Genomic DNA, 20,509 nt, shown 5'->3' on the forward strand with positions numbered 1-20,509 from the left:
CGCCACCGGAGCCCGCCGACAACTCGAAGTCGACGCGGAACTGACCGACCAGGGCCGAGACGTGGCGCCCGTCTCTCGAAACCCGCAGCTGCAGGTCGGCACACACTTGTAGGGCCCTCGACTACTATTCGATAGATGGTCGATATCGCGACGATTGGACTGTTCTTGATCGCCGCGACCGCGAGTCTCTTTATGTCCTGGGCGATCGGCGCCGGCTCGAGCGGATCGACGCCGTTCGCCCCGGCCGTCGGGGCGAACGCGATTTCGGTGATGCGGGCCGGTTTCGTCGTCGGCCTCTGTTGTTTTCTGGGGGCTGTTTTGCAGGGAGCGAACGTCTCCGAGGCCGTCGGCGAGGATCTCATCATCGGCGTCACCCTCTCGGCGGAGGCGGCGACGATCGGACTGACGATCGCCGCAGGACTGGTCGTTATCGGGATCTTCACCGGCTACCCGATCGCCACCGCGTTCACCGTTACTGGGGCGGTAATCGGTGCCGGCTTCGCGATGGGCGGCGATCCCGCCTGGGCGAAGTATCAGGAGATCGCCGCCCTCTGGTTGCTCACGCCGTTCGTCGGCGGCGGAATCGCGTACCTGACTGCGCGCGCCCTGCGCGAGGAACCGATTCCCGAGCGCCAGGTCGTCCTCATCCTGGCCGCGATCGTCGGCATGTTACTCGCAAATATCGAGTTCGCAATGCTCGGGCCGCCAGACGGCGGTGCCTCGATCGCTGTTACCGCCGCCGGCTCCCTCCCCGGATCGACGGTGCTCGGCAGCGCGGCGGCGACTGGCGCGATCGCGGCGGCCTGTGCGGGCGGACTTCGATGGGACATGCGCCGCGGAACGAAAGTCGCCGAGCGACACTTCCTGCTCGCGATGGGGGCGCTCGTCGCCTTCTCTGCCGGCGGGAGCCAGGTCGGGCTCGCAGTCGGTCCCCTCGTTCCACTCATAGACGACATCGGACTGTCGATTACCGCCCTGTTGCTCGGCGGTGGCGTCGGCCTGCTCGTCGGCGCGTGGACCGGCGCGACGCGGATGATAAAGGCGATATCCCAGGACTACTCCTCGCTTGGTCCGCGACGGTCGATCGCCGCGCTCATCCCATCGTTCGCGATCGCGCAGGTCGCGATCCTGTTCGGTATTCCGGTGTCGTTCAACCAGATCGTCGTCAGCGCGATCATCGGCAGCGGGTACGCTGCTGCGAGCAGCGGCGGCGTCAGCGCCCGCAAGATGGGATTTACCGTTCTCGCCTGGGTGCTCTCGCTTGCCGGGTCGATCGTCATCACGTACGGCGGCTACCGCGTCGTCGACGTGCTCTTGCTCTGAGCGAGCGGCACACATCGAACAGCCTTTACACGACGGGTGGCGAGAGTCGAGTATGGGCGCGACCGAACCGATCCAGTGGCGACGGGATCCCGACACCTCTCGTACCGTTCGGCTCCTCTGGTCGCTCGGCGTCGGGACATTCTTCGCCGTGACCGTTATCATCGTCTTCTGGCGGGTGTTCGATATGGCCACCCAGGTCGGCGGTCAGTCGATCGTCGCCGCCGCGCTGGTTGCACTCCTCATTACCGCACTCGCGGTCGCCGTCTCGGACGACGCCGAACGACAGCTCGAGCGGATCTTCGGTCGGTTGTCTGTATCGGTTCCCTCCGGCACCTCGCTCAGTCGGGCGAGAGACGCCACGCTGGGAACGGTAGCGATGGTCGTCCTTATCGGCTCGCTGATGATCGTCGGTCGCATCGTCTCACAGCAGGGGTTGCTGGGCGGCGTCGGTGCCGGCCCGTTCACCGGACTGGCCGCGCTGTCGCTGCCACTGGCGCTCGTCGCGATCCTGCTCGCGTCGTTCCTGCGCTCGGTCGGCGCCTACAACCCCGACGAACGCACGGTCTACCTCTACGATCCCGACCAGTCGATCGATCTCGACCTAATAACGGACGCTTCCGTCCGTCAGATCGGCGACGTCGCGATCGTCAACTTCGACTACGCACAGCCCGACGGCCGGTACGTCCAGGGTCCGCGGCGAATCGTCGTTCCGCCCCGGGTCGCTCGCGAGATCGTCGCCGCCGTCGACGCCCGTTAGTTCGCGTCGGTCTCCTCGAGTTCGTCGGCCTCGTTTTCGCCCTCCTCGTCTCGCTCGAGTTTGTGTAGCCGCGCCTTCATGATTCGGGTGTTCTCGACGGCCTCGACCGTGATGCGGACGCCGTCGAACTCGATCTCCTCACCCTCCTCGACGAGTCGGCCCGCGCGGTTGAAGATGAAGCCGGCGATCGTCTCGAACTCCTCGCCCTCCGGGAGCTCGATCTCGAGGGCCTCGTTGACGTCCTCGATGTTGACCTCGCCGCGGACGAGGACGGTGTCGGCGTCGATCTCCTCGATCGGCAGGTCCTCGCCGCCCTCCAGGATCTCGCCGATGATCTCCTCGACCATGTCCTCCATCGTCACGAGTCCCTCGGTGGTGCCGAACTCGTCGATGACGATTGCCATGTGCATCCGGTTTTCGCGCATCTCGGTCAGCAGTTCGTCGACGTTCTTCGACTCGGGGACGTGCAGCGTCGGCTGGATCAGGTCGACGAGCTCGAGGTCGTCGGCCTCGGTCTCGCCGTAGTTGAGGTCGCGCACGAGGTCGCGGATGTGGACGACGCCCTGGACGTTGTCGAGGCTTCCCTCGTACACCGGAACGCGAGCGTGGCCGCTCTGAATACAGGTCTCGATCGCCTCGTCGATCGTCGCATCCTTTGGAACCGCCGTCATGTCGAGTCGCGGCGTCATCACCTCCTTGACGATCGTCTGGTTGAACCGGAAGATCCGGGTGAGCATCTCGTGTTCTTCCTCCTCCAGGACGCCCTCCCGTTCACCCGACTCGATCATCTCCTGGATCTCGTCGCGGGTGACGTAGGGCGTCTCGATCGCCCCCGTCGAGCCGGTGAGCTTGTTTACCTGTCGTGTCAGGTAGTCGAAGAGGACGATCAGGGGGTACAGCACGTACTCGGTGGTCTTGAGCGGCTTCGAGATGCGGACCGCCCACGACTCGGTGTTCTCGACCGCGTAGGACTTGGGAACGCTCTCGCCGAACAGCAACACGATCGCCGTAATGCCGAACGTCGCGAGCAACACGCCGACCAGCCCGCCGAAGTGAATCGAGAGGACGGCCGTGGCGATCGAGGACATCGCGATGTTAACGATGTTGTTGCCAACGAGGATCGTCACGAGCAGCCGGTGGGGGTCGTCCTTGAGCGCCTTCACCAGCTCGGCGCCCTCGACGCCGTCCTCGACCATCCCGTCGAGGCGGTGTTTCGCGAGGTTGAACATCGCGATCTCTGACGAGGAGAAGAATCCCGACAGCAGAATGAGCACCGTGACAGCGAGAACGCCGAAGATCGTCACGGTCGACTCGTCGAACTCAAGATCCAGAAACGGGACCTCGTAGGCGGCGAGCACGACCTCGAGCAACGGAGACAGCGCCATGATGTCCTGACTTGACACCCGATCGGTTAACCGTTTACCATTCTTTGCCCTTTCCCGACGACACGTTTACCCCGCCCGTCCCCCAACGAACGGCCATGTCCGAGGCCACCAGTCGTGACGGCGAGCCGGCGATCACCCTCTATCGGCTCCAGGCGTGTCCGTACTGCGAGCGCGTCGCTCGCACGCTCGGAGAGCTGGGACTCGAGTACCGCTCGCGGTTCGTCGAGCCGTTGCACTCCCGTCGGGACGTCGTCAAGCGCGTCGCCGGCGTCCGCACCGTGCCGGTCATCGTCGACGACGACGCCGGCGTGACGATGGCCGAGAGCGCCAACATCGTCGACTACCTCGAGTCGACCTACGGCGACGGCCCACCGACCGGCTCCGCGGCCGCCGACGAGGCGACCGCCGAAACCGGAGGTGACGACTGATGCCCGAGTTCGACGTCGTCGAACTCGAGCCGGCCGACCACCTCGAGCCCGGCGAGACGGCGCCCGACTTCACTAGACCCCTCGTCACCGACGAGTTCTGGGAGGACCGCTCGCTGGCGGAGCTGGTCGACGGCCGAACGATCCTCGTTTTCACGCCGATGATCGGCTCGTTCGTCGCCAAGTACGTCTGGGACGAGCTGGCCGAGCGAGGCTGGCTCGATCGCGAGGAGCGGATCGTCGGGGTCACGGCCTCGACGCCGTACGGCATCTCCCGGTTCCTCGACGAGAACGACCTCCCAGTCGAGGTTTTCGCCGATCCGACCAACGAGATCGCCGCCGACTACGGCGTCGGCCACGACCTCGACGGAATGGCCGGCGTCAGCGAGCCCCGACTCGCGTTCGTCGCCCTCGACGCCGACCGATCGATCGAGTCGGTCTGGGTCGCCGACGAGTGGCCCGAGTTTCCCGACTACGAGGCGCTCGAGGCCGAGTTCGGCCTCGACTGACGCGGTGCGTTTTTGACGTCGCCGAACCGATCGAGAGCTATGAGCGAACTCGAGTCGGCCGCCACCGCGATCCGAGCGGGCGAGCTGGTCGTCTATCCGACCGAGACCGTCTACGGACTCGGTGCGAACGCCGTCGATTCCGACGCCGTCGAGCGCGTCTTCGAGGCGAAGGGGCGGGACCGATCCAAACCCGTCTCGATGGCGGTTCCGTCGGCCCCGTCGGCGCTCGACTACGTCCGCGCGACCGACCGCGAGCGCGAGTTCATGGCGAGGTTCCTCCCGGGTCCCGTGACCGTCCTCTGTCGGCGACGCGAGGTCGTCCCCGACGAGCTAACCGCGGGCGAGGATCGGGTCGGAGTCAGGGTTCCAGACCACGACCTCGCGCTCCGACTCTGCGAACGGGCCGGGACGCCAATCACGTCGACGAGCGCGAACATCAGCGGGAGCGGAAGCGTCCGCCGGATCGACGACCTCGAGACGTCGATCCGCGAGGCCGTCGCGGTGACGATCGACGGCGGCGAGACGGCGGGGACCGAAAGCACCGTCGTCGACGTCTCGAGCGGGACGATCCACCGCCGCGGTGCGCGGGCCGACGAGATCGAACGCTGGCTCGACGCTCGGTGAACGACCGCCGCCTGCTCGAGACCCGCTACCCGAGTCCGAGCAGCGACCGCAGCGTCCGCGTTCGAACGCCACACTGCTCGGCGAACTCGCAGGCGCCGCACTTCGCCCGGTTGTCGATCCGCGCCGGCGGCCCGTCGAGCTCCCGCACCGTCCGTAACGTCCGACGATACCCCGCCTTCCGTCGGGTCGTGAGATCGATCCGTCGAATCGCGCCGTAGGCGGGGTACTCGAGCCAGGCGCGCTCGACTGGTCGCTCGTGCTCCCAGGCCAGTGCCTTCGCGGCCGCGACGGCGTGGACCGACTGGGACTCCCAGACACCGTTCTCGGGGGGTTTTCCGGCCGAGACGAGGACGGGCTCGAGGGGCTTCTCGAGAACCTTGTGGACGATCCCGCGACAGTGGCGCCCGGTCGCGAGGACGGTTCGGGCGTCAGGCTCGCGGAGGCGCTGCCAGTGGCTTGCTTCCTCGAGTCGACGGCGGGTCTCGGCGAGTCGGTCGCGGTAGGCCGTCGGCGGAAGGGCGAGCGGTTCGGATTCGAGGTCGTCGATCGAGGCCTCGAGCAGGGACTCGTAGCGGGGCTCGAGCTCCCGGATTTCCGTAACCTCGGGCGGAGGTTCGCGCTCGTCGGCGTCCTGCCGGCGCTGGTAGTAACACTTCCGCGGGCAGTAGGCGGCGGTCCGAAGATCGCTGAAGGCGACGTGTGACACGGGCGGTCTGGCCGCGCCTTCGGACAAAAACCCTCGTCCCCGTGTGGAGCTCGTCGCGTTAGAAGTCGACGTCCGTCTCCATCCCCTCGGTCGCGTCCTCGAGGCCGTCCTCGCGGACGTCGGTCGCCATGCGCTCGGAGAGGTCGGCGTCGGCGAGGACGCTGTCGAACTCGTCGCGGTAGCGGTCGTTGGCCGCGCGGGACTCGTCCTGGGCCGCGGCGACGCGACGGTAGCGCCCGATCCGTTCCTCGCTAACGTCGTACTCCTCGGCGAGCGCGGCGTCGTCCTCCTCGCGCTCGCGGATCGCGGCGAGGTCGACCTCGTCCGCGTCGCTCTCGTCGATCAGGTGCAGCGACATTCGGGCCTCGAAGACGTCGTCCTCGGCGACGTCGAGCTCCTCGGCCAGCTCCGCGTCGGAGCGATCGTCGTAGAACCCCTCCGCGATCTGGAGGTAGTCGTCGGTCGAGAACGGCCCCTCGAGTCCGTAGCGCTCGTTCATCTGCGTGACGACGCTCTCGAGGCGCTCCCGGTCCGTGCGTTCGTCCTTCTCGAGGGAGCCCCGGTCGTCCTCCTGGGCCTCCGTGACGGTCTCCTCGCCGTCGGTAACCTCGGTGAAGATGTCGCGGAGTTCTTCCGTTTTTTCGTTCATGGGTGGACACTCGCGGGGGGCGGCTATATAAGCCTGTTGGCAGAACGGGTAGCGGCCGGCAGTTCGTGAACTCACAATATCTGGTTAATTTACGCAAGACAACGGTGGGGTGCGTGGGACAATCTCGTGACAAGAATTAAGTCACGGCTCCCCGCCTAATTGAACATGAACGTCCTCGCGCAGACGGAGGTGACGAGGGAGACGTACTGGGGACTCAGCAGCACGGAGTACNAACGTCCTCGCGCAGACGGAGGTGACGAGGGAGACGTACTGGGGACTCAGCAGCACGGAGTACGCGCTGTTCTATCTCCTGGCGACGGTGACGATCCTCGTCTTCCTCTACGGGGTGTACAGTCGATTCACGCGGTATACGGCCGGCGACGACGACCCGTTCGCCCGCCTCGACGATCTCGCAAGCCGGATCGTCTCGAGTACGAAGATCGTACTCTCGAACGAGAAGCAGTTCGACAGGGATCTCTACGGCGGGCTGATGCACGCCTTCATCATGTGGGGCTTTCTGACCCTGCTGATCGCGACGACGATCCTGTTCGTCGACGGCTACTTTTGGGAGCCGTTCCAGGGCTCGTTCTGGGTCGGCGACTTCTACCTCGCCTACCAGTTCATGGTCGATGCGATGGGACTGCTGTTCGTCGTCGGGATCGGAATGGCGATGTATCGGCGCTACTGGGTGCGCAATGAGCGGCTCTGGGACCGCCACACAAGCAGCGAGGACGACATCTTCATCTGGACGCTGTTCGCGCTGGGCGTCGGCGGCTTCCTGCTCGAGGGGCTGCGCATCTACGCGACGGGGATGCCCGACCACGAGATTGTCAGCTTCGTCGGCTGGGGGCTCGCCCTGCTGTTCCAGACGATCGGCCTCCCTGCCGTCGAGGGGACCGCCACGGATCCGAACTACACTGCACTCGGCGTCCTCGGCTTCAACGCCGAGACTTTCCACTGGCTGGCCTGGTGGTCACACTCGCTGATCGCGTTCTTCTTCATCGCGTGGATCCCCTACGCCAAGCCGTTCCACATGCTTTCATCCTTTGCCAACGTCGTCACCCGCGACGAGAAGGCCGNGCGTGGATCCCCTACGCCAAGCCGTTCCACATGCTTTCATCCTTTGCCAACGTCGTCACCCGCGACGAGAAGGCCGGCAAGCGACTGCCGAACGTTCCTGCTGATCTGGACGCCACGAACGCCGAGTCCATCGAGGACTTCACCTGGAAAGAGATGCTCGACCAGGACGCCTGTACGAAGTGTGGCCGCTGTTCTGCCGTCTGTCCCGCCAAGGCCTCGGATCGTCCGCTCGATCCCCGAAACGTCATCCTCGACCTCAAAAAGTACCGCGAACACCGCGCCGAGGGCGGCGAGGAGCAACCGATCATCGCCGACGGCGGCACCTCGGTGATCGACACCGAGACGATGGAGTCCTGNCGCGAACACCGCGCCGAGGGCGGCGAGGAGCAACCGATCATCGCCGACGGCGGCACCTCGGTGATCGACACCGAGACGATGGAGTCCTGCATGGCCTGTATGGCCTGTATGGACGCCTGCCCGGTCGAGATCGAACACCTCCAGTCCTTCACCCGACTTAACCGCCAAATGACTGACCAGGGCGACGTCGATCCAGGGATGCAGGACGTTTTCCAGAACGTCATGCAGAACGGCAACACCTTCGGCGACAGCCCGCGCAACCGGGCCGACTGGGCCGACGACCTCGAGTTCGACGTTACCGACGCACGAGAGGAGGAGGTCGACTACCTCTGGTACGTCGGCGACTACCCGAGCTACGACGACCGCAACAAGCAGGTCGCCCGCTCGCTGGCGGCCATCCTCCAGGAGGCCGACGTCAGCTTCGGCATCCTCTTCGATGACGAAAAGTACGACGGCAACGACATCCGCCGCGTCGGCGAGGAGTTCCTCTACGTCGAACTCGCCGGCCATCACGTCGAAACCTGGGAGGACTGCGAGTTCGACAAAATCGTCTGTACGGATCCCCACTCCTACAACACGTTCAAAAACGAGTACCCCGAGGTCGACTTCGAGGAGTTCGCCGACGACCCGATGATGCCCTTCGACTACGAACNCGTTCAAAAACGAGTACCCCGAGGTCGACTTCGAGGAGTTCGCCGACGACCCGATGATGCCCTTCGACTACGAACAGCAGTGGAACGCCGACGGTGAAGTCGACGTCTACCACTGGACCCAGGCCGTCGAGGAACTCGTCGACGAGGGCCGACTCGAGCTGTCGGGGACGGAACTCGACTACACCGTCACCTACCACGATCCGTGTCACCTCGGGCGGTACAACGACGAGTACGAGGCCCCCCGCGAGATCATCGAAGCGACTGGCTGCGAACTCGAGGAGATGCCCCGCAACCGCGCCGATTCCTTTTGCTGTGGCGGCGGCGGCGGCGGGCTCTGGATGGAGTTCGACGAGGAGCCAAAGCCCAGCGAGGAGCGGCTTCGGGAGGCCCTCGAGGACACCGACGCTGGCGCGGGCATCGAGAAGTTCGTCGTTGCCTGCCCGATGTGTATGACGATGTACGAGGACGGCCGCAAGACCGGCGGCTTCGAAGACGAGATCGAGATCGTCGACGTCGCCGAACTGCTCGTCGAGGCGATCGGCGCGCGGGAGAAAGCGGGGTTCGAGCCAGCCACGGCCGACTGATCCCGCGAGCCGTTCGAATAGCAGTAGATCGGAGTACCGTTTCTTTGTTCGGGACGTATGGCCAACTACTGTTAGCCCGTTCCGTGTTCGTTCTGAGCCGAGTGCCGACTATATCGACTGTGGATCGATCCGCTCAACGATTCCATCGAAGTCGTCGTCGAAGCTACAGACGGCGTCAATCCCGCCGTTCTCGATTAGCGAGATGAGACTTGCATCAGTAAAGCTGAGATCGTGATCATCGTACCGCTCGAACGCCCGAACCGCCTGTTCGAATCGATCCCGCGTTACGATCAGGAGTTCGATCCCTCCGGGAAACGAACCGCGGCCTGCGATCCGGTCCCCAACGAGACGCGCTTCGCGGTGCGTTCCGGTTCGTTTCCGAGCGAGCGTGACGGCCTCATCGTAGACGTAATCGGTAGTGTATGGTGCGCCAAACGCTCCGCCCAAAACGGCTGTCAATGCCTCCGTCGCTGCGTCGTGATGCTGGTCTCGGTCGTTCTGGACAGCGACGAAAACGCCCGTATCGATGAGGACACTCATTCTCCGTACAGCACATCGTCGATGTCGTCTTCGGTCGTCTCGACGCCCCAGTCCGAACTTCCGGCTAGCCACTGCTCGATCTCATCGTCGGATAGCGGCTTGAAATCGTCGCGAAACGACTCGATTAGTTTGTCTTTCGACTCGTACGATTCCGTTACGATTCGCTCGAGGAGTTCCTGCTGTGTCACCTTCGATCCAGTTTCGAGCCGGATCTCCGCCTGTAGCTCCTCGAGGCGAGATTTCGTCGTGTCCGTGACTTTGACCGAGGTGCTCATAGCGGCTAGTAGCGGATGCTACTGAGAAAACTGTTCCGCCGAGTTCCGCCGGGCTACTCGAAAATCGAAGCCGGGAGTGTAAATCGAGCGAATCCGAAAACGTATGGTCAGTCCGAGGATCCGGCTCGCGTCGACGTCGCTCCGCTCGAGGTAGCCTCGGATGACTGCAGTTCCACGACGTACTCGAGGAAGTTCTCGAAGACGAGCTTTGCCTCGCCCGCGTTCCGATAGTTCTCGTCGGTGATCTCAGCGAGCACCGAGTCCCGCCGTTCGTCCGACAGCTCCTTGCGGCGAACGAGCTCGCGGGCCGTCTTCTGGTCGTACTCGGGATGGAACTGGACGCCGAAGACCCGATCCTTGCGGAAGCCGTGGTTGGAGTACTCGTTCTCGGCAAGCGGTTCGGCACCGCCGGGCAGCGCCGAGACCTCGTCGGCGTGGCTCGTGAAGACGGTGAACTCGCTCGAGATCCCGTCGAACAGTCGGGACTCTCCCGAGTGTTCGACTCGACTGTAGCCGACTTCGTAGGTACCCATATCCTCGACCGTTCCCCCGAGGACGTCCGCGAGTAGCTGGTGGCCCCAACAGACGCCGAGAAACGGCACGTCGCGAGCGACCGCTTCGTCTACCCACTCCTTGGTAGCCGCGATCCACTCCTCGTCCCAGTAGACGGACGTTCGCGACCCCGTGACGACGGCGCCGTCGAAAGCGTACGTCTCGGGTAGTTCCCCCTGCGTGATGTCGAACTCCGCCAGCGAGGCGTCGAGTTCGCGTCGAAAGTTTCGTGTCGTGTTCGCGTCCTCGTGAGCCGCGTTCAGGACGGCGATGCGTAGCTGACCCATCACCACACCCTGGCCGCTCGGAGGAAAAATGCCTTCTGCTACGGCCGGGCGTTGCCGGAAGTTCGGAGCCACGGAATCGAGTAGTCGCGAGCCGATAGCGTCCTCACGGCCGGCGGTAGCTCCCGTCGTCGATCCGACGGAACTGCTCGCCGGTGTCGAACCAGTCGTCGGCGAGCCTCGGTGCCGACTTCGAGGCAGCCTCGCTGCCGTCGCGGTCGTCGGCAGGTGTTGCGTACCCGTCGGCGACCACCGGGCCGGAGAGCCGCAACTGTCCTGTCGCCTCGCCCTCGAGCACGGTCCCCCCGTCGTCGACCAGCTGCGCCTCGCAGTCGAGCACCGGCCTCCCGATCGCGTCGTCATCCGTCGGTCCCGCCACCGTCCGAGTCGCTGCCGTGGGGCACGCCGGCGCGCCGTAGGCCCGTGAAACCGTGACGCCGTACTCGAGAAGCGTCTCGACGGGCGCCTCGTCGACGGCGTGATCGCAGATCGCGCACTCGAGGTCCGCGAGCGCGTCGGCGTTCTCGTGGGCCGCGAGTTCGCGGATCGGCGCCCGTCGGCCCGAGACGACCGCCACGTCACCGTCATCGATTGCCGTCAGCGTGTCGCTGGGATCGAACGCCCGGTCGAGCAGGAGCTGCCCACCGACGTACAGCACGGGGAGCGCGGTTCGAAACAGTCCGTCGGCCGTCGAGAGTGGGTCGAGAACGAACCCCGAGTCCTCCCGGGAGAGGCCCCACTCGAGGACGGCGTCGATGCAGTTCCACTCGACGGTCTCCGGCGAGAGGGTCGCCACCGACTCGCCCGACTCGTCGTGGATCGCGAGCAACGGTGCATCGATGTCCCGCTCCGTTCCGGCGTCGACGGCGGACGCGTCGGTCCCCGCGAGCTCCTCGAGCGTGACGGTTCGATCGTGTGGGATCGAGCGCATGAGATCCCGCTGGGCCGCCTCGGCGACGACGATGGCAGGCTCGAGCACTTCGAACGGACGAGTTACGGTCGCGGGCGTCAGCCGGTGCGAGATCGGGGCGAGCGTCGCTCCGAGTCGGCGGCAGGCGAAGACGAGCGCCAGCGACGCCACCCGGTTCCGGGTGACGAGACAGACGGTGTCGCCGGAGCCGACGCCCCGTTGCTCGAGCGCGCCGGCGAGCCGGCCCGCGATGCGGGACAGCTCCGCGTAGGTGACGCGGTCCTCGCGGACGGTCTCGGCCGGCGCGTGGAGACGGTTCTCGGAGACGTCGACGATCGCCGTCCGATCCGGAAAACGCTCGGCGCGGCGGGCCAGCGAGAGAGTCACGACGGCGTCTTCGACGGCTGACACCGTAGTAGCACGGGTGGACAGGTGCAAGCCGTCTCTCAGCCATCACCGATCGTCGTCCGAGCGCTCCTCGAGAAAGCCAAGCAGCCAATCGTTGACCGTCCGCGAGCGCTCGATCCCGACGAGGTGGCCCGCCCCCTCGAGCGGGACGAACTCGCCGCGGGGCAGTCCGGACGCCAGCTCGCGGCTCGCCTCGGGTGAGACGAGCTCGTCGGCGGTGCCGTGGAGAACGCATGTGGGCTGGGTCACCTCGACGAGCCAGTCGCGGGCGTCGAACCCCTCGAGGGCGGCGAGCTGTGCCTCCCACCCCTCGCTGGTGGCGTCGCCGTCGACTCGCCAGTCGACGATGCCGTCGACGACCTCGGACTGGGACTCGCGGAACTCGGCGGAGAGGGCCGACTCGAGCGAGGTCCGAAGCGCCGCGCGGTCGTCGGGCGAGGCGAGCAGGGGCTCGAGGCCGAACGCCTCACCGCGGGCCGCCGTGCCGAGCAGCGACAGCGTCGCGATCCGCGTCGACTCGCGAGCCGCGGCGAGCGCGACCGCGCCGCCGAGCCCCGCACCGACGAGGTGGGCGTTCCGGGCGTCGACGGCGGCGAGGATCGTCTCGAGATCGTCGACGAGCGTTCTCATCGAGTACGGCCCGGACGGTGCGTCCGATCGGCCGGTTCCGCGAAGATCCCAGACGACGGTCTCCGAGGGACCGGTCAGCGCGGCGTGTTGCCACCCCCACGACCAGCCGCCGAGGCCGGCCTCGGGGACGAAGACGACGGGCTCACCCTTGTCCCCGTTCTCACCCTCGCGGCGGTAGTACAGCGAGACGCCGTCGTTCGAAACAGTTGACATACTCGAGGAGTGGCGTTCACAGCCCAGGTCGGTTTCGGTTCGCGAGGGTCAGGCCGCGAGGTACGACTCGGCGGCCGCCGCGAGGGTCTCGCTCGCGACGAGCACGTCGTCCCACGCGATCGTCTCGTCGGGGAAGTGCGCCTGCTCGATGTTCCCCGGGCCGAACAACACCGTCGGGATTCCGGCCTCGACGTAGTGGCGGCTGTCCGCGCCGTAGGTCCCGGCCCGTGGGTTGGTCCCCCCGAGCCCCTGGGCCGTCATCGCCGACTGCACCGCCCGGACCACCGGCTCGTCGGCCTCGATCTCGGCGGGTTCGAACTGGATCGAGAATCGCTCGAACTCGCAGTCGACGTCGGTTTCGGCGACGACCTCGGCCAGCCGCCGGTCGAACTCCCGCTCGACCTCATCGACGGTCTCGCCCGGCGCGACGCCGATTCGGATCTCGGCGACGAGTTCGTCGGCGACCGACGACGCCCAGCGTCCCGCCTCGAGACGGCCGACACAGACCGGCCACGGGATCGGGAACTCCTCGTATAGCGGGTGGGTGACGCGTTCGCCGCGTTCGGCCTCGAGTTCCTCGAGTGCCCGACGGATTCGCTCGAACGCGGGCAGCACCGACTCGCCGCGCCAGCGCATCGCCGCGTGAGCGGAACGGCCCTCGAGCCGGAGTCGCTTCATCAGGCTTCCCTCGGTCGCGATTACCGGGCTGCAGTCGGTCGGCTCGGCGACGATCGCCGCGTCCCGCTCGAACGGGTAGGGGTTATCCAGGGCCGCGGCGGCCGCCCCGATCCCGCCCTCCTCCTCGCCGGCGACGCTTTCGACGACGAGCTGGCCGTCGATCTCGGGGCTCGAGGCCTCGAGGTGGCGCGCCGCGAACACGCAGGCCGCCAGCCCGCACTTCATGTCGGCGGCGCCCCGAACGGTGAGACTCCCGTCTGCCCACCGGGGCTCGAACGGATCCCCCTCCCAGCCGCTGCCCGCCGGCACCACGTCAATATGGCCGTTCAAGACGAGCGTCCGTCCCGCATCGGGATCGCCGAACTCGAGCACGCCGCCGACGCTCGGCCTGTCGGTCGTTTCGATCTCGGCGGGATCGTCGGGAAACGAGGGGTGGTCGGCGAGCGTCTCCGCATCGGCCTCCCATCGGTAGGTTTCGAAACCGGCCGACTCGAGGGTGTCGCGGACCCACCGCTGGGCGGGCGCCTCGTTTCCCGCGGTCGTATCGAACCGGCACAGCTCGTCGACGAACGACTTCAGGTCAGCCTCCCACGTCGTCGCGAAGGTCATACTCGAGAGAGCGACGGACGGACCAAAAGAGCAGCGACAGGCCGTCGGGCGGTAGAAATCGAGTGTGGTAGCTGGAGCGGGTCAGACCGCTTGTCGCCGCTCCCACCACTGCTTGACGTACGGCCCGAAGATGAGCAGGACGATCAGGACGCTCAGGATCAGCGACAGCCACCGTCCGTACTCGAGCGGGTTCACGAAGATCATGAACGAGCCGTCCGAGAGCTGCAACGCGGTGTAGAGGTTCTCCTCGGCGATATCGCCCAGCACGACTCCGAGAACGAACGCGATCACGGAGTAGTTGTACCGGACCATATAGAAGCCGATGATCCCGAAGACGATCACGGTGAGGATGTCAATCGGGTTGATCCGCAGAGCGTAGGTGCCCAGGAACGAGAGGACGATGACCATCGGGATGATGTAGTCCGTGTCGATCTTGGTGAGGTAGCCGAGCTGAGTCACCATCGACAGTCCGAACAGCAGAATGACGACGTTGCCGACGAGCAGCGCCAGCAACATCGTGTACGTCAGCGTCAGTTCGCCGCTGGGATCGAACATGCTCGGCCCCGGCCGGAGGTCGTGCATGAGCAGGCCGCCGATGAGGACGGCCGTCGACGAACTCCCCGGAATACCAAAGGAGATGGCGGGGACGAGCGACCCCGCGACGGTCCCGTTGTTCGACGCCTCCGAGGCGATGACGCCGATCTCGTTGCCCGAGCCGAACGAGTCAGGGTCGCTCGAGGAGCGGACCGCCTCGGAGTAGGCGACGAAGTTAGATACCGTTGCGCCCGCGCCGGGGATCGCGCCAACGATCATCCCGATGTTCGCGGACTTGAACACCGTGATCGGATGGTTGATCGTCGATCGGACCCCTTCGGTGATACCGGCTCTGTCGATCGTGACCTCGTCCTTGGCGATACCGCCCTCCTGGCCGGCGAGTTTCATCATCTCCGCGATCGCGAACAGCCCGATCAGGACGGCGACGAAATCGATACCGTCGTAGAGGTACATCGTCTCGCTGTAGCGCTGGTCGAGCGACATCGGTGCGATGCCTACGGTCGTGACCAGCAACCCCGCGACGCCCGCGAGGAGCCCCTTCGCGAGCGATCCACGGGTGACAACGGTGATCATCGCCAGCCCAAGGATCGCCACGAGGAACCGCTCGGGCGTTCCGACCGCCAAGACCATCTCGATCAGCGCGGGCGAGAATAGAATCAACGCGGCGATCGTAAAGAGGCCGGCGAACGCCGAGGCGGTCGCGGAGATGGCGAGTGCCGTCGCCGCTCGTCCCTGTTGGGACATCGGATAGCCGTCGAACATCGTCGCTGCCGAGGAGGACACCCCCGGTGTGTTGATCAGGATCGCAGCGATCGAGCCGCCGTACATCGAACCACTGTAGACCCCGACCAACAGAATAATCGCGTTTGCCGCGTCGAGAGGTAACGTCAGCGGCAGAATAATCGCCATTCCCAGCGGTGGCCCGAGCCCGGGCAGTCCGCCAACGATAATGCCGATAATGACACCGGCCAGCAGCCAGATCATCGTCTCGACCGTCAGGAGTGCCTCGATCGCACCGACGAACGATTCGACCGTCATCCGATCACCACGCCCCACTGGAGCAGGTCACCGGCGTGGATCCAGAGACCGAGCAGATCGTCCGGCGCTGGGAGCTCCCAGCCGGTGAGCCACCCTTCGGCGATATCATCCTGAATCAGGTCGTAGAAGAGGTAGGCGGTGACGAAGCTGAGAACGGTGAGCGCGACCGCTTTGGGAACGTCCATCCGAACCCAGAGCGTCCAGGCGATAACGAAGATCGGTGTCGCGTACAGCATTCCGATCGTGAACGTCAACAGCATGTACCCGACACAGAGCGCCCCGGTAACCACCGGTCCCTTCGGATCGTCGATCTCGTAGACGTACATCGCTGCCGAATCGCTCTCCTCGCCGCTCGACGCTCGGTCAGCGTCGGCCGTTTCCGAGTCGGCCTCGTCGGCCGGCGGTTCCTCGTGTTCGGTCTCGCTCTCCGGTATGGCATCGGTCGTATCCGTATCTCCCATCACCTGTATCGGCTCGGCGACGAACGACTCGACGCCCTCGCCGAACCGCTCACGGAAACCAACGACCGCGACCAGGAGTCCGACACCCGCCACGAGCGACACCAGCCCGCCGCCGTCGGCGAGGAACGTGGTAACGCCGTCGTACGTGAGGTACGCACCCAGGCCGGCCCCGACCAGCGGGGCGACGACGGTCAGGTAGTTACGAGCGAGCAGGAGGAACGCGAGAACGGCCGTCCCGCCGGCCATGAGTCGCGGGAACGTCTGAGCGTCCGGCGCGAACTCGGAGGCGCCCTGGTACATGTAGACCCCGACGACGAGAAACAACAGCAACAGGACGTGTTCCATCGTCGGTCGCTCGCCCAGCACCGTCTCGAGGGGGGCTCGAACGCGGTCCGCGATCGAGCCTACGGTGTCGTCCTGTTCCATGGCTGGATTCGTCTAACGGCGTGGAGTTCGACCGAATCTCGATCGGTGCTGGTCTCGGTACGGCGTCGTTCGCGAGAGCTTCGAGTGGCGTCGGTAGCAGTAAACTTGTTCTGTGACATCTCTCTTTTTCGTGGCCTCGAAAGCAACGTAGTCGGCGTCTCGAGTCGGGATCGGCTTCGATGTTCCGGTTCCGGAGGCTACTCCTCTTCGTCCTCTTCCTCTTCAACCAAGCGCTGGAACTCGTCGAAGCCGCCGATCGACTCGTCGACCTGTGATTCGATTTCCTCGACGCTGCCGACGTACTGGTCTGCAGCGTCGTCCATGTCGCCGAACTCGACGATGTTTCCGGTCTCCTCTTCCCACTCCTGGGTCTCCTCGTGTTCGGTCGCCTCCTGGATCGCGTCCATGAGGACCTCCCGCTCCTCCTCGGGCGTCTCCGGCGGCGCGACCTGTACCTGGTAGAACTCCGTGATCCAGGCGAGGCTGTCACCGTAGTCCGTGATCGGATCGATATCGGGGAAGACGTGGTCGAGGTCGATATCCATCAGGTTGACGATGGCGGTCGCCTCGCCGGACTCCTCGGCGGCGACGGCGGAGGTGTTCGTCGCGAACCCGGCCGCCACCTCGCCGCCGATCACCGCCTCCATGGTGGGACCGCCCCCGTCGTAGGGGACGGCGCTGTCGTAGTCGAGATCGTACTCTTCGCGTAGCAACAGCGTCGTCAGGTGACTGTCGCTGCCGGCGCCCTGATAGCCGAAGCCGCTGATCTCGTCGTCGGCGTACGCGTCCCGAAGCGACTCGAAGTCGTCGATTCCGCCGGCATCCTCGGCGGCATCGTCGTTTACGATGAGCGTGTAGCCGAAGACGCCGGAGTAGGCGATCGGCTCGAGATCCTCCGGTTCCCAGGCGTCCACGTCCTGGGCCCGCCAGGTGAAACTCCATCCCGGCGGGTTGACGGTCCCGAACGTGTAGCCGTCGGGGTCCTGCTGGACGAGCCACTCGCTTCCGAGCATGCTGCCGGCGCCCTCCCGGTTGTCGATCTCGATCGACTGATCGAGCGGGTCCTCCATCAGCGGCGCCATCTGACGGGCGTACGTGTCCGTTCCGCCACCCTCTCCCCAGGGGATCATCCACGTCAGTGATTCGGAGGGGAAGTCGTCCCCGTTATCGCCATTGTCGTCCCCGAGGCACCCGGCAAGTCCGGTCAGTCCCACAGCCCCAACTGCACCCGTTGTCTGGACGAACGTTCGTCGGTCCATGATAACGGAGAACATGAATCAAGAGTACATAATAGTTTTGGATATCCGGTGCGCGTCTCGAGAAACCCTTGAATTCATTATATTATTCGAAGGGCCGTTACTGATTACATATCTCGGCGCTATTCTCGGATATATGTAAGTATCACTTCAGGTGCTGGTGACCGAATCACTCGTACCTATATCGGTCCCCCACTACCGTCCCGCATGGACGAACGAACGGCGAGGAATCGAGTCGAAGAGGCGATCACCGATCGAGAGGACGACCTGCTGGGACTGCTCGAGGATCTCGTCGCCGCGAAGTCGGTGACCGGTCACGAACCCCGCGGACAGGACGTGATGCTCGAGGCGTTCGACGACCTGGGTCTCGAGGTCGACACGTGGGAGCCGAGCGTCGAGGAGCTCGAGGAACATCCGGGATTCTTCCGGACGTCGTCGTACGACGAGCACGGGTACGACGGCCGGGAGAACTCGGTGGCGACCGTTCCGGGTTCCGGCGACGGGCCAACCCTCGCGCTCTCGGGGCATATCGACGTCGTCCCTGCCGACCCCGAATCCGCCTGGGAGTCCGATCCCTGGACGCTTCGGTGCGAGGGCGACGAACTCTACGGCCGCGGCGTCTCCGATATGAAGGGCGGGCTCGCCGCGATGCTTGTCGCGGTCGAGGCTCTGCAGGACGAGGGGATCGACCTGGCCGGCGATCTCTACGTCCAGAGCACGATCGAGGAGGAAGCGGGCGGGGTCGGCGGCCTGCTCTCGGTCCTCGAGCGCGGGTACGTCCCCGACGCGGCGATCGTTCCCGAACCTTTCGGCCTGCCGAACGTCGGCATCGCCAGCGCGGGCGTGATGTTCTTCGACGTCACCGTTCCAGGGAAGAAGGCCCACGCCGCCTGGGGCCACCAGGGCGTCAGCGCCTTCGACAAGGCCTGTCTCGTTCGCGGGGCCCTCGAGGAACTGAACGATGAACGGCAGGCGGCCATCGACTTTCCGCCGGCCTACGGCGCCGATCCCGACCTCGAAGGTCACGTCACAAACATCAATCTGGGCGTCGTCGAGGGCGGCGACTGGCCCGCCTCGGTGCCTGCCGAGGTCCTGTTGAAGGGACGTGTGGGGTGGCCGCCGGGAGAGTCTCGAGCCGAGGTCCGGGAGGCGATCGAAGGGGCGATCGACGACGCCTCGAGCGAGGACGAGTGGCTCGCCGAGAACCCGCCGACCGTCGAGTGGACCGGGTGGAACGCCGCGCCTCACGAGGTTCCCCGGGACGCCGAAATCGTCGAAATCGCGAAACGAAACGCCGAGTCGATCACCGGCGAGGACGGGACGTTCGTCGGCGGCAACGCCGCCCTCGACGAACGCTTCTACCAGCGCTACTACGACGTGCCGGTCGTCACCGCGGGTCCGTACGGCCCGAACCTCCACGGCGTGGACGAGTACACGACCGTCACGTCGCTGCTCGAGACGGCACAGACCATCGCGACGTCCGCGATCGATTACTGCGGACTCGCGGAGTGACTCGCGCGACTCGAGTGTTCGCACCGCCATCTCCGGCATCCGGGGATCACCACACATCGGCGACAAGAGAAGCCGCACTTATTTTCTGAAAGACAGTATCGTGAGATGGAATGACAAAACAACACCACGGACACCGCGTCGACTACCACCTCAGCGACGCCGACCACAACATCCACAACGCGTGGGACAACAGCCTCGAGCCCGTGCTCACGGTCGAACCCGGTGATGTCGTCCGGTTCGAGTGTCGCGACGCCGTTGACGGCCAGGTAACCGTCGAGTCCGGTCCCGAGGAGTTCTCGAACGTCAGCTTCGATCCCGTCCACCCGCTGACGGGACCCGTCGCCGTCGAGGGGGCCGAACCGGGCGACGCCCTCGTCGTCGAACTGCGCAGCTTCCAGCACAAGGGCTGGGGGTACACCGGCTTCCTCCCCGGCGAGATGGGGCTCGGCCTCCTTCCCGAGGACTTCCCCGAGGCCGGAGTTCACATCTGGGACCTCGAGGACGACGTCGGTCACTTCGTCAACGGAATCGAGGTTCCGCTCGACCCGTTCCCCGGAACGATCGGCGTCGCGCCGGCCGAGTCCGGCGAACACGACACGCTCCCGCCCCGTCGCGTCGGCGGCAACATGGACGTCAAACATATGACCGCGGGCTCGACCATTCGCCTTCCCGTCGAGGTCGACGACGCCCTCTTTTCGATCGGCGACTGCCACGCCGCACAGGGCGACGGCGAGGTGTCAGTGACAGGGATCGAGGCACCGATGTTCGTCACCGCCCGGTTCGACCTGCAGAAAGACGCCGAGATCGAACAACCCCAGTTCGAGACCGACGGCCCGTTCACGCCGACCGGGCGCGACGAGCGGATGTACGGGACGACCGGAATCGACGACGACCTGATGGAGGCGGCGCGACTCGCGGTGCGACACATGATCGATCACCTCCACGAGAAACGCGGACTCACCCGCGGGGAGGCCTACATCCTCTGTTCGGCCGCGGTCGATCTGAAAATCAACGAGATCGTCGACGCACCGAACTGGGTCGTCTCGGCGTACCTTCCCGAGAGCATCTTCCCCGACTCGGGCGTCGACACGATCTGAGCCGACGGGCCGC

The 20,509-nt window shown here is 65.5% G+C and carries 19 protein-coding genes and 1 pseudogene; 8 read left to right on the forward strand and 12 right to left on the reverse strand.

The window, feature by feature from the left end; translation table 11 throughout:
* Positions 1 to 135: 135 nt before the first annotated feature.
* Both C491_RS06805 and C491_RS06810 read left to right on the forward strand, forming a co-directional pair.
* Entirely contained in the window at positions 136 to 1,323 is a 1,188-nt protein-coding gene (locus C491_RS06805; protein ID WP_005554769.1) for an inorganic phosphate transporter, read from the forward strand.
* Between the two features lie 52 nt (positions 1,324 to 1,375).
* Positions 1,376 to 2,080: a hypothetical protein gene (locus C491_RS06810; protein WP_005554771.1), complete on the forward strand. Its 705-nt coding sequence runs from the start codon at positions 1,376 to 1,378 to the stop codon at positions 2,078 to 2,080.
* Here C491_RS06810 and C491_RS06815 read toward each other — a convergent pair.
* The gene (locus C491_RS06815; RefSeq protein WP_005554773.1) at positions 2,077 to 3,465 is read right to left on the reverse strand and encodes a hemolysin family protein; all 1,389 of its coding nucleotides are present in this window, start codon (positions 3,463 to 3,465) and stop codon (positions 2,077 to 2,079) included. The genes C491_RS06810 and C491_RS06815 overlap by 4 nt on opposite strands.
* Before the next feature lie 95 nt (positions 3,466 to 3,560).
* Between C491_RS06815 and C491_RS06820 the strand changes: the two genes are divergently transcribed.
* Genes C491_RS06820 through C491_RS06830 form a run of 3 tightly spaced genes read left to right on the forward strand, consistent with a single transcriptional unit; the run spans position 3,561 to position 5,023 of the window.
* Entirely contained in the window at positions 3,561 to 3,893 is a 333-nt protein-coding gene (locus C491_RS06820; RefSeq protein ID WP_005554774.1) for a glutaredoxin family protein, read from the forward strand.
* Positions 3,893 to 4,399, forward strand: coding sequence for a redoxin domain-containing protein (locus tag C491_RS06825; protein WP_005554776.1), 507 nt, complete (start codon positions 3,893 to 3,895; stop codon positions 4,397 to 4,399). The genes C491_RS06820 and C491_RS06825 overlap by 1 nt, the downstream gene beginning before the upstream one ends.
* Positions 4,400 to 4,438: 39 nt before the next feature.
* Positions 4,439 to 5,023 carry an L-threonylcarbamoyladenylate synthase gene (locus tag C491_RS06830; RefSeq protein ID WP_005554777.1) on the forward strand — a complete coding sequence of 195 codons (585 nt, stop codon included), beginning with the start codon at positions 4,439 to 4,441 and terminating at the stop codon, positions 5,021 to 5,023.
* Between the two features lie 25 nt (positions 5,024 to 5,048).
* On the opposite strand, the gene C491_RS06835 is transcribed toward C491_RS06830, so the two are convergent.
* Together C491_RS06835 and C491_RS06840 are read right to left on the reverse strand one after the other, a co-directional pair.
* Entirely contained in the window at positions 5,049 to 5,729 is a 681-nt protein-coding gene (locus C491_RS06835; RefSeq protein ID WP_005554780.1) for a CRISPR-associated protein Cas4, read from the reverse strand.
* Between the two features lie 58 nt (positions 5,730 to 5,787).
* The gene (locus C491_RS06840; RefSeq protein WP_005554781.1) at positions 5,788 to 6,378 is read right to left on the reverse strand and encodes a hypothetical protein; all 591 of its coding nucleotides are present in this window, start codon (positions 6,376 to 6,378) and stop codon (positions 5,788 to 5,790) included.
* A 253-nt stretch (positions 6,379 to 6,631) separates the two neighbouring features.
* Between C491_RS06840 and C491_RS06845 the strand changes: the two are divergent.
* A pseudogene (locus C491_RS06845) lies at positions 6,632 to 9,052 on the forward strand (heterodisulfide reductase-related iron-sulfur binding cluster).
* A 108-nt stretch (positions 9,053 to 9,160) separates the two neighbouring features.
* On the opposite strand, the gene C491_RS06850 reads toward C491_RS06845, so the two are convergent.
* The 9 genes from C491_RS06850 to C491_RS06890 form a co-directional block, all read right to left on the reverse strand.
* Positions 9,161 to 9,592: a type II toxin-antitoxin system VapC family toxin gene (locus C491_RS06850; RefSeq protein WP_005554782.1), complete on the reverse strand. Its 432-nt coding sequence runs from the start codon at positions 9,590 to 9,592 to the stop codon at positions 9,161 to 9,163.
* Complete coding sequence (locus tag C491_RS06855) at positions 9,589 to 9,867, reverse strand: hypothetical protein (protein WP_005554783.1); 279 nt, start codon at positions 9,865 to 9,867, stop codon at positions 9,589 to 9,591. Before C491_RS06855 ends, C491_RS06850 begins: the two co-directional genes overlap by 4 nt.
* 107 nt (positions 9,868 to 9,974) lie before the next feature.
* Positions 9,975 to 10,706 carry a type 1 glutamine amidotransferase gene (locus C491_RS06860; protein WP_005554784.1) on the reverse strand — a complete coding sequence of 244 codons (732 nt, stop codon included), beginning with the start codon at positions 10,704 to 10,706 and terminating at the stop codon, positions 9,975 to 9,977.
* Positions 10,707 to 10,809: 103 nt separating this feature from the next.
* Positions 10,810 to 12,024, reverse strand: coding sequence for an AMP-binding protein (locus C491_RS06865; protein ID WP_005554785.1), 1,215 nt, complete (start codon positions 12,022 to 12,024; stop codon positions 10,810 to 10,812).
* Between the two features lie 42 nt (positions 12,025 to 12,066).
* Positions 12,067 to 12,864: an alpha/beta fold hydrolase gene (locus tag C491_RS06870; protein ID WP_005554786.1), complete on the reverse strand. Its 798-nt coding sequence runs from the start codon at positions 12,862 to 12,864 to the stop codon at positions 12,067 to 12,069.
* Positions 12,865 to 12,912: 48 nt separating this feature from the next.
* Positions 12,913 to 14,151 carry an ArgE/DapE family deacylase gene (locus C491_RS06875; RefSeq protein ID WP_005554787.1) on the reverse strand — a complete coding sequence of 413 codons (1,239 nt, stop codon included), beginning with the start codon at positions 14,149 to 14,151 and terminating at the stop codon, positions 12,913 to 12,915.
* An 81-nt stretch (positions 14,152 to 14,232) separates the two neighbouring features.
* Positions 14,233 to 15,744: a tripartite tricarboxylate transporter permease gene (locus C491_RS06880; RefSeq protein WP_005554788.1), complete on the reverse strand. Its 1,512-nt coding sequence runs from the start codon at positions 15,742 to 15,744 to the stop codon at positions 14,233 to 14,235.
* Positions 15,741 to 16,631 (reverse strand): hypothetical protein, encoded by an 891-nt coding sequence (locus C491_RS06885; protein ID WP_005554790.1) that lies wholly within the window; start codon positions 16,629 to 16,631, stop codon positions 15,741 to 15,743. Before C491_RS06885 ends, C491_RS06880 begins: the two co-directional genes overlap by 4 nt.
* Positions 16,632 to 16,828: 197 nt before the next feature.
* The gene (locus tag C491_RS06890) at positions 16,829 to 17,890 is read right to left on the reverse strand and encodes a Bug family tripartite tricarboxylate transporter substrate binding protein (protein ID WP_005554792.1); all 1,062 of its coding nucleotides are present in this window, start codon (positions 17,888 to 17,890) and stop codon (positions 16,829 to 16,831) included.
* A gap of 204 nt (positions 17,891 to 18,094) precedes the next feature.
* Here C491_RS06890 and C491_RS06895 point away from each other — a divergent pair, with 204 nt between their 5' ends.
* On the forward strand, positions 18,095 to 19,399 hold the full coding sequence (locus C491_RS06895; protein ID WP_005554793.1) for an ArgE/DapE family deacylase: 1,305 nt from the start codon (positions 18,095 to 18,097) through the stop codon (positions 19,397 to 19,399).
* Positions 19,400 to 19,509: 110 nt separating this feature from the next.
* Entirely contained in the window at positions 19,510 to 20,496 is a 987-nt protein-coding gene (locus C491_RS06900) for an acetamidase/formamidase family protein (protein ID WP_005554795.1), read from the forward strand.
* Positions 20,497 to 20,509 lie beyond the last annotated feature (13 nt).

Origin of the sequence: Natronococcus amylolyticus DSM 10524 (assembly GCF_000337675.1) — an archaeon.
Taxonomy (GTDB): domain Archaea; phylum Halobacteriota; class Halobacteria; order Halobacteriales; family Natrialbaceae; genus Natronococcus; species Natronococcus amylolyticus.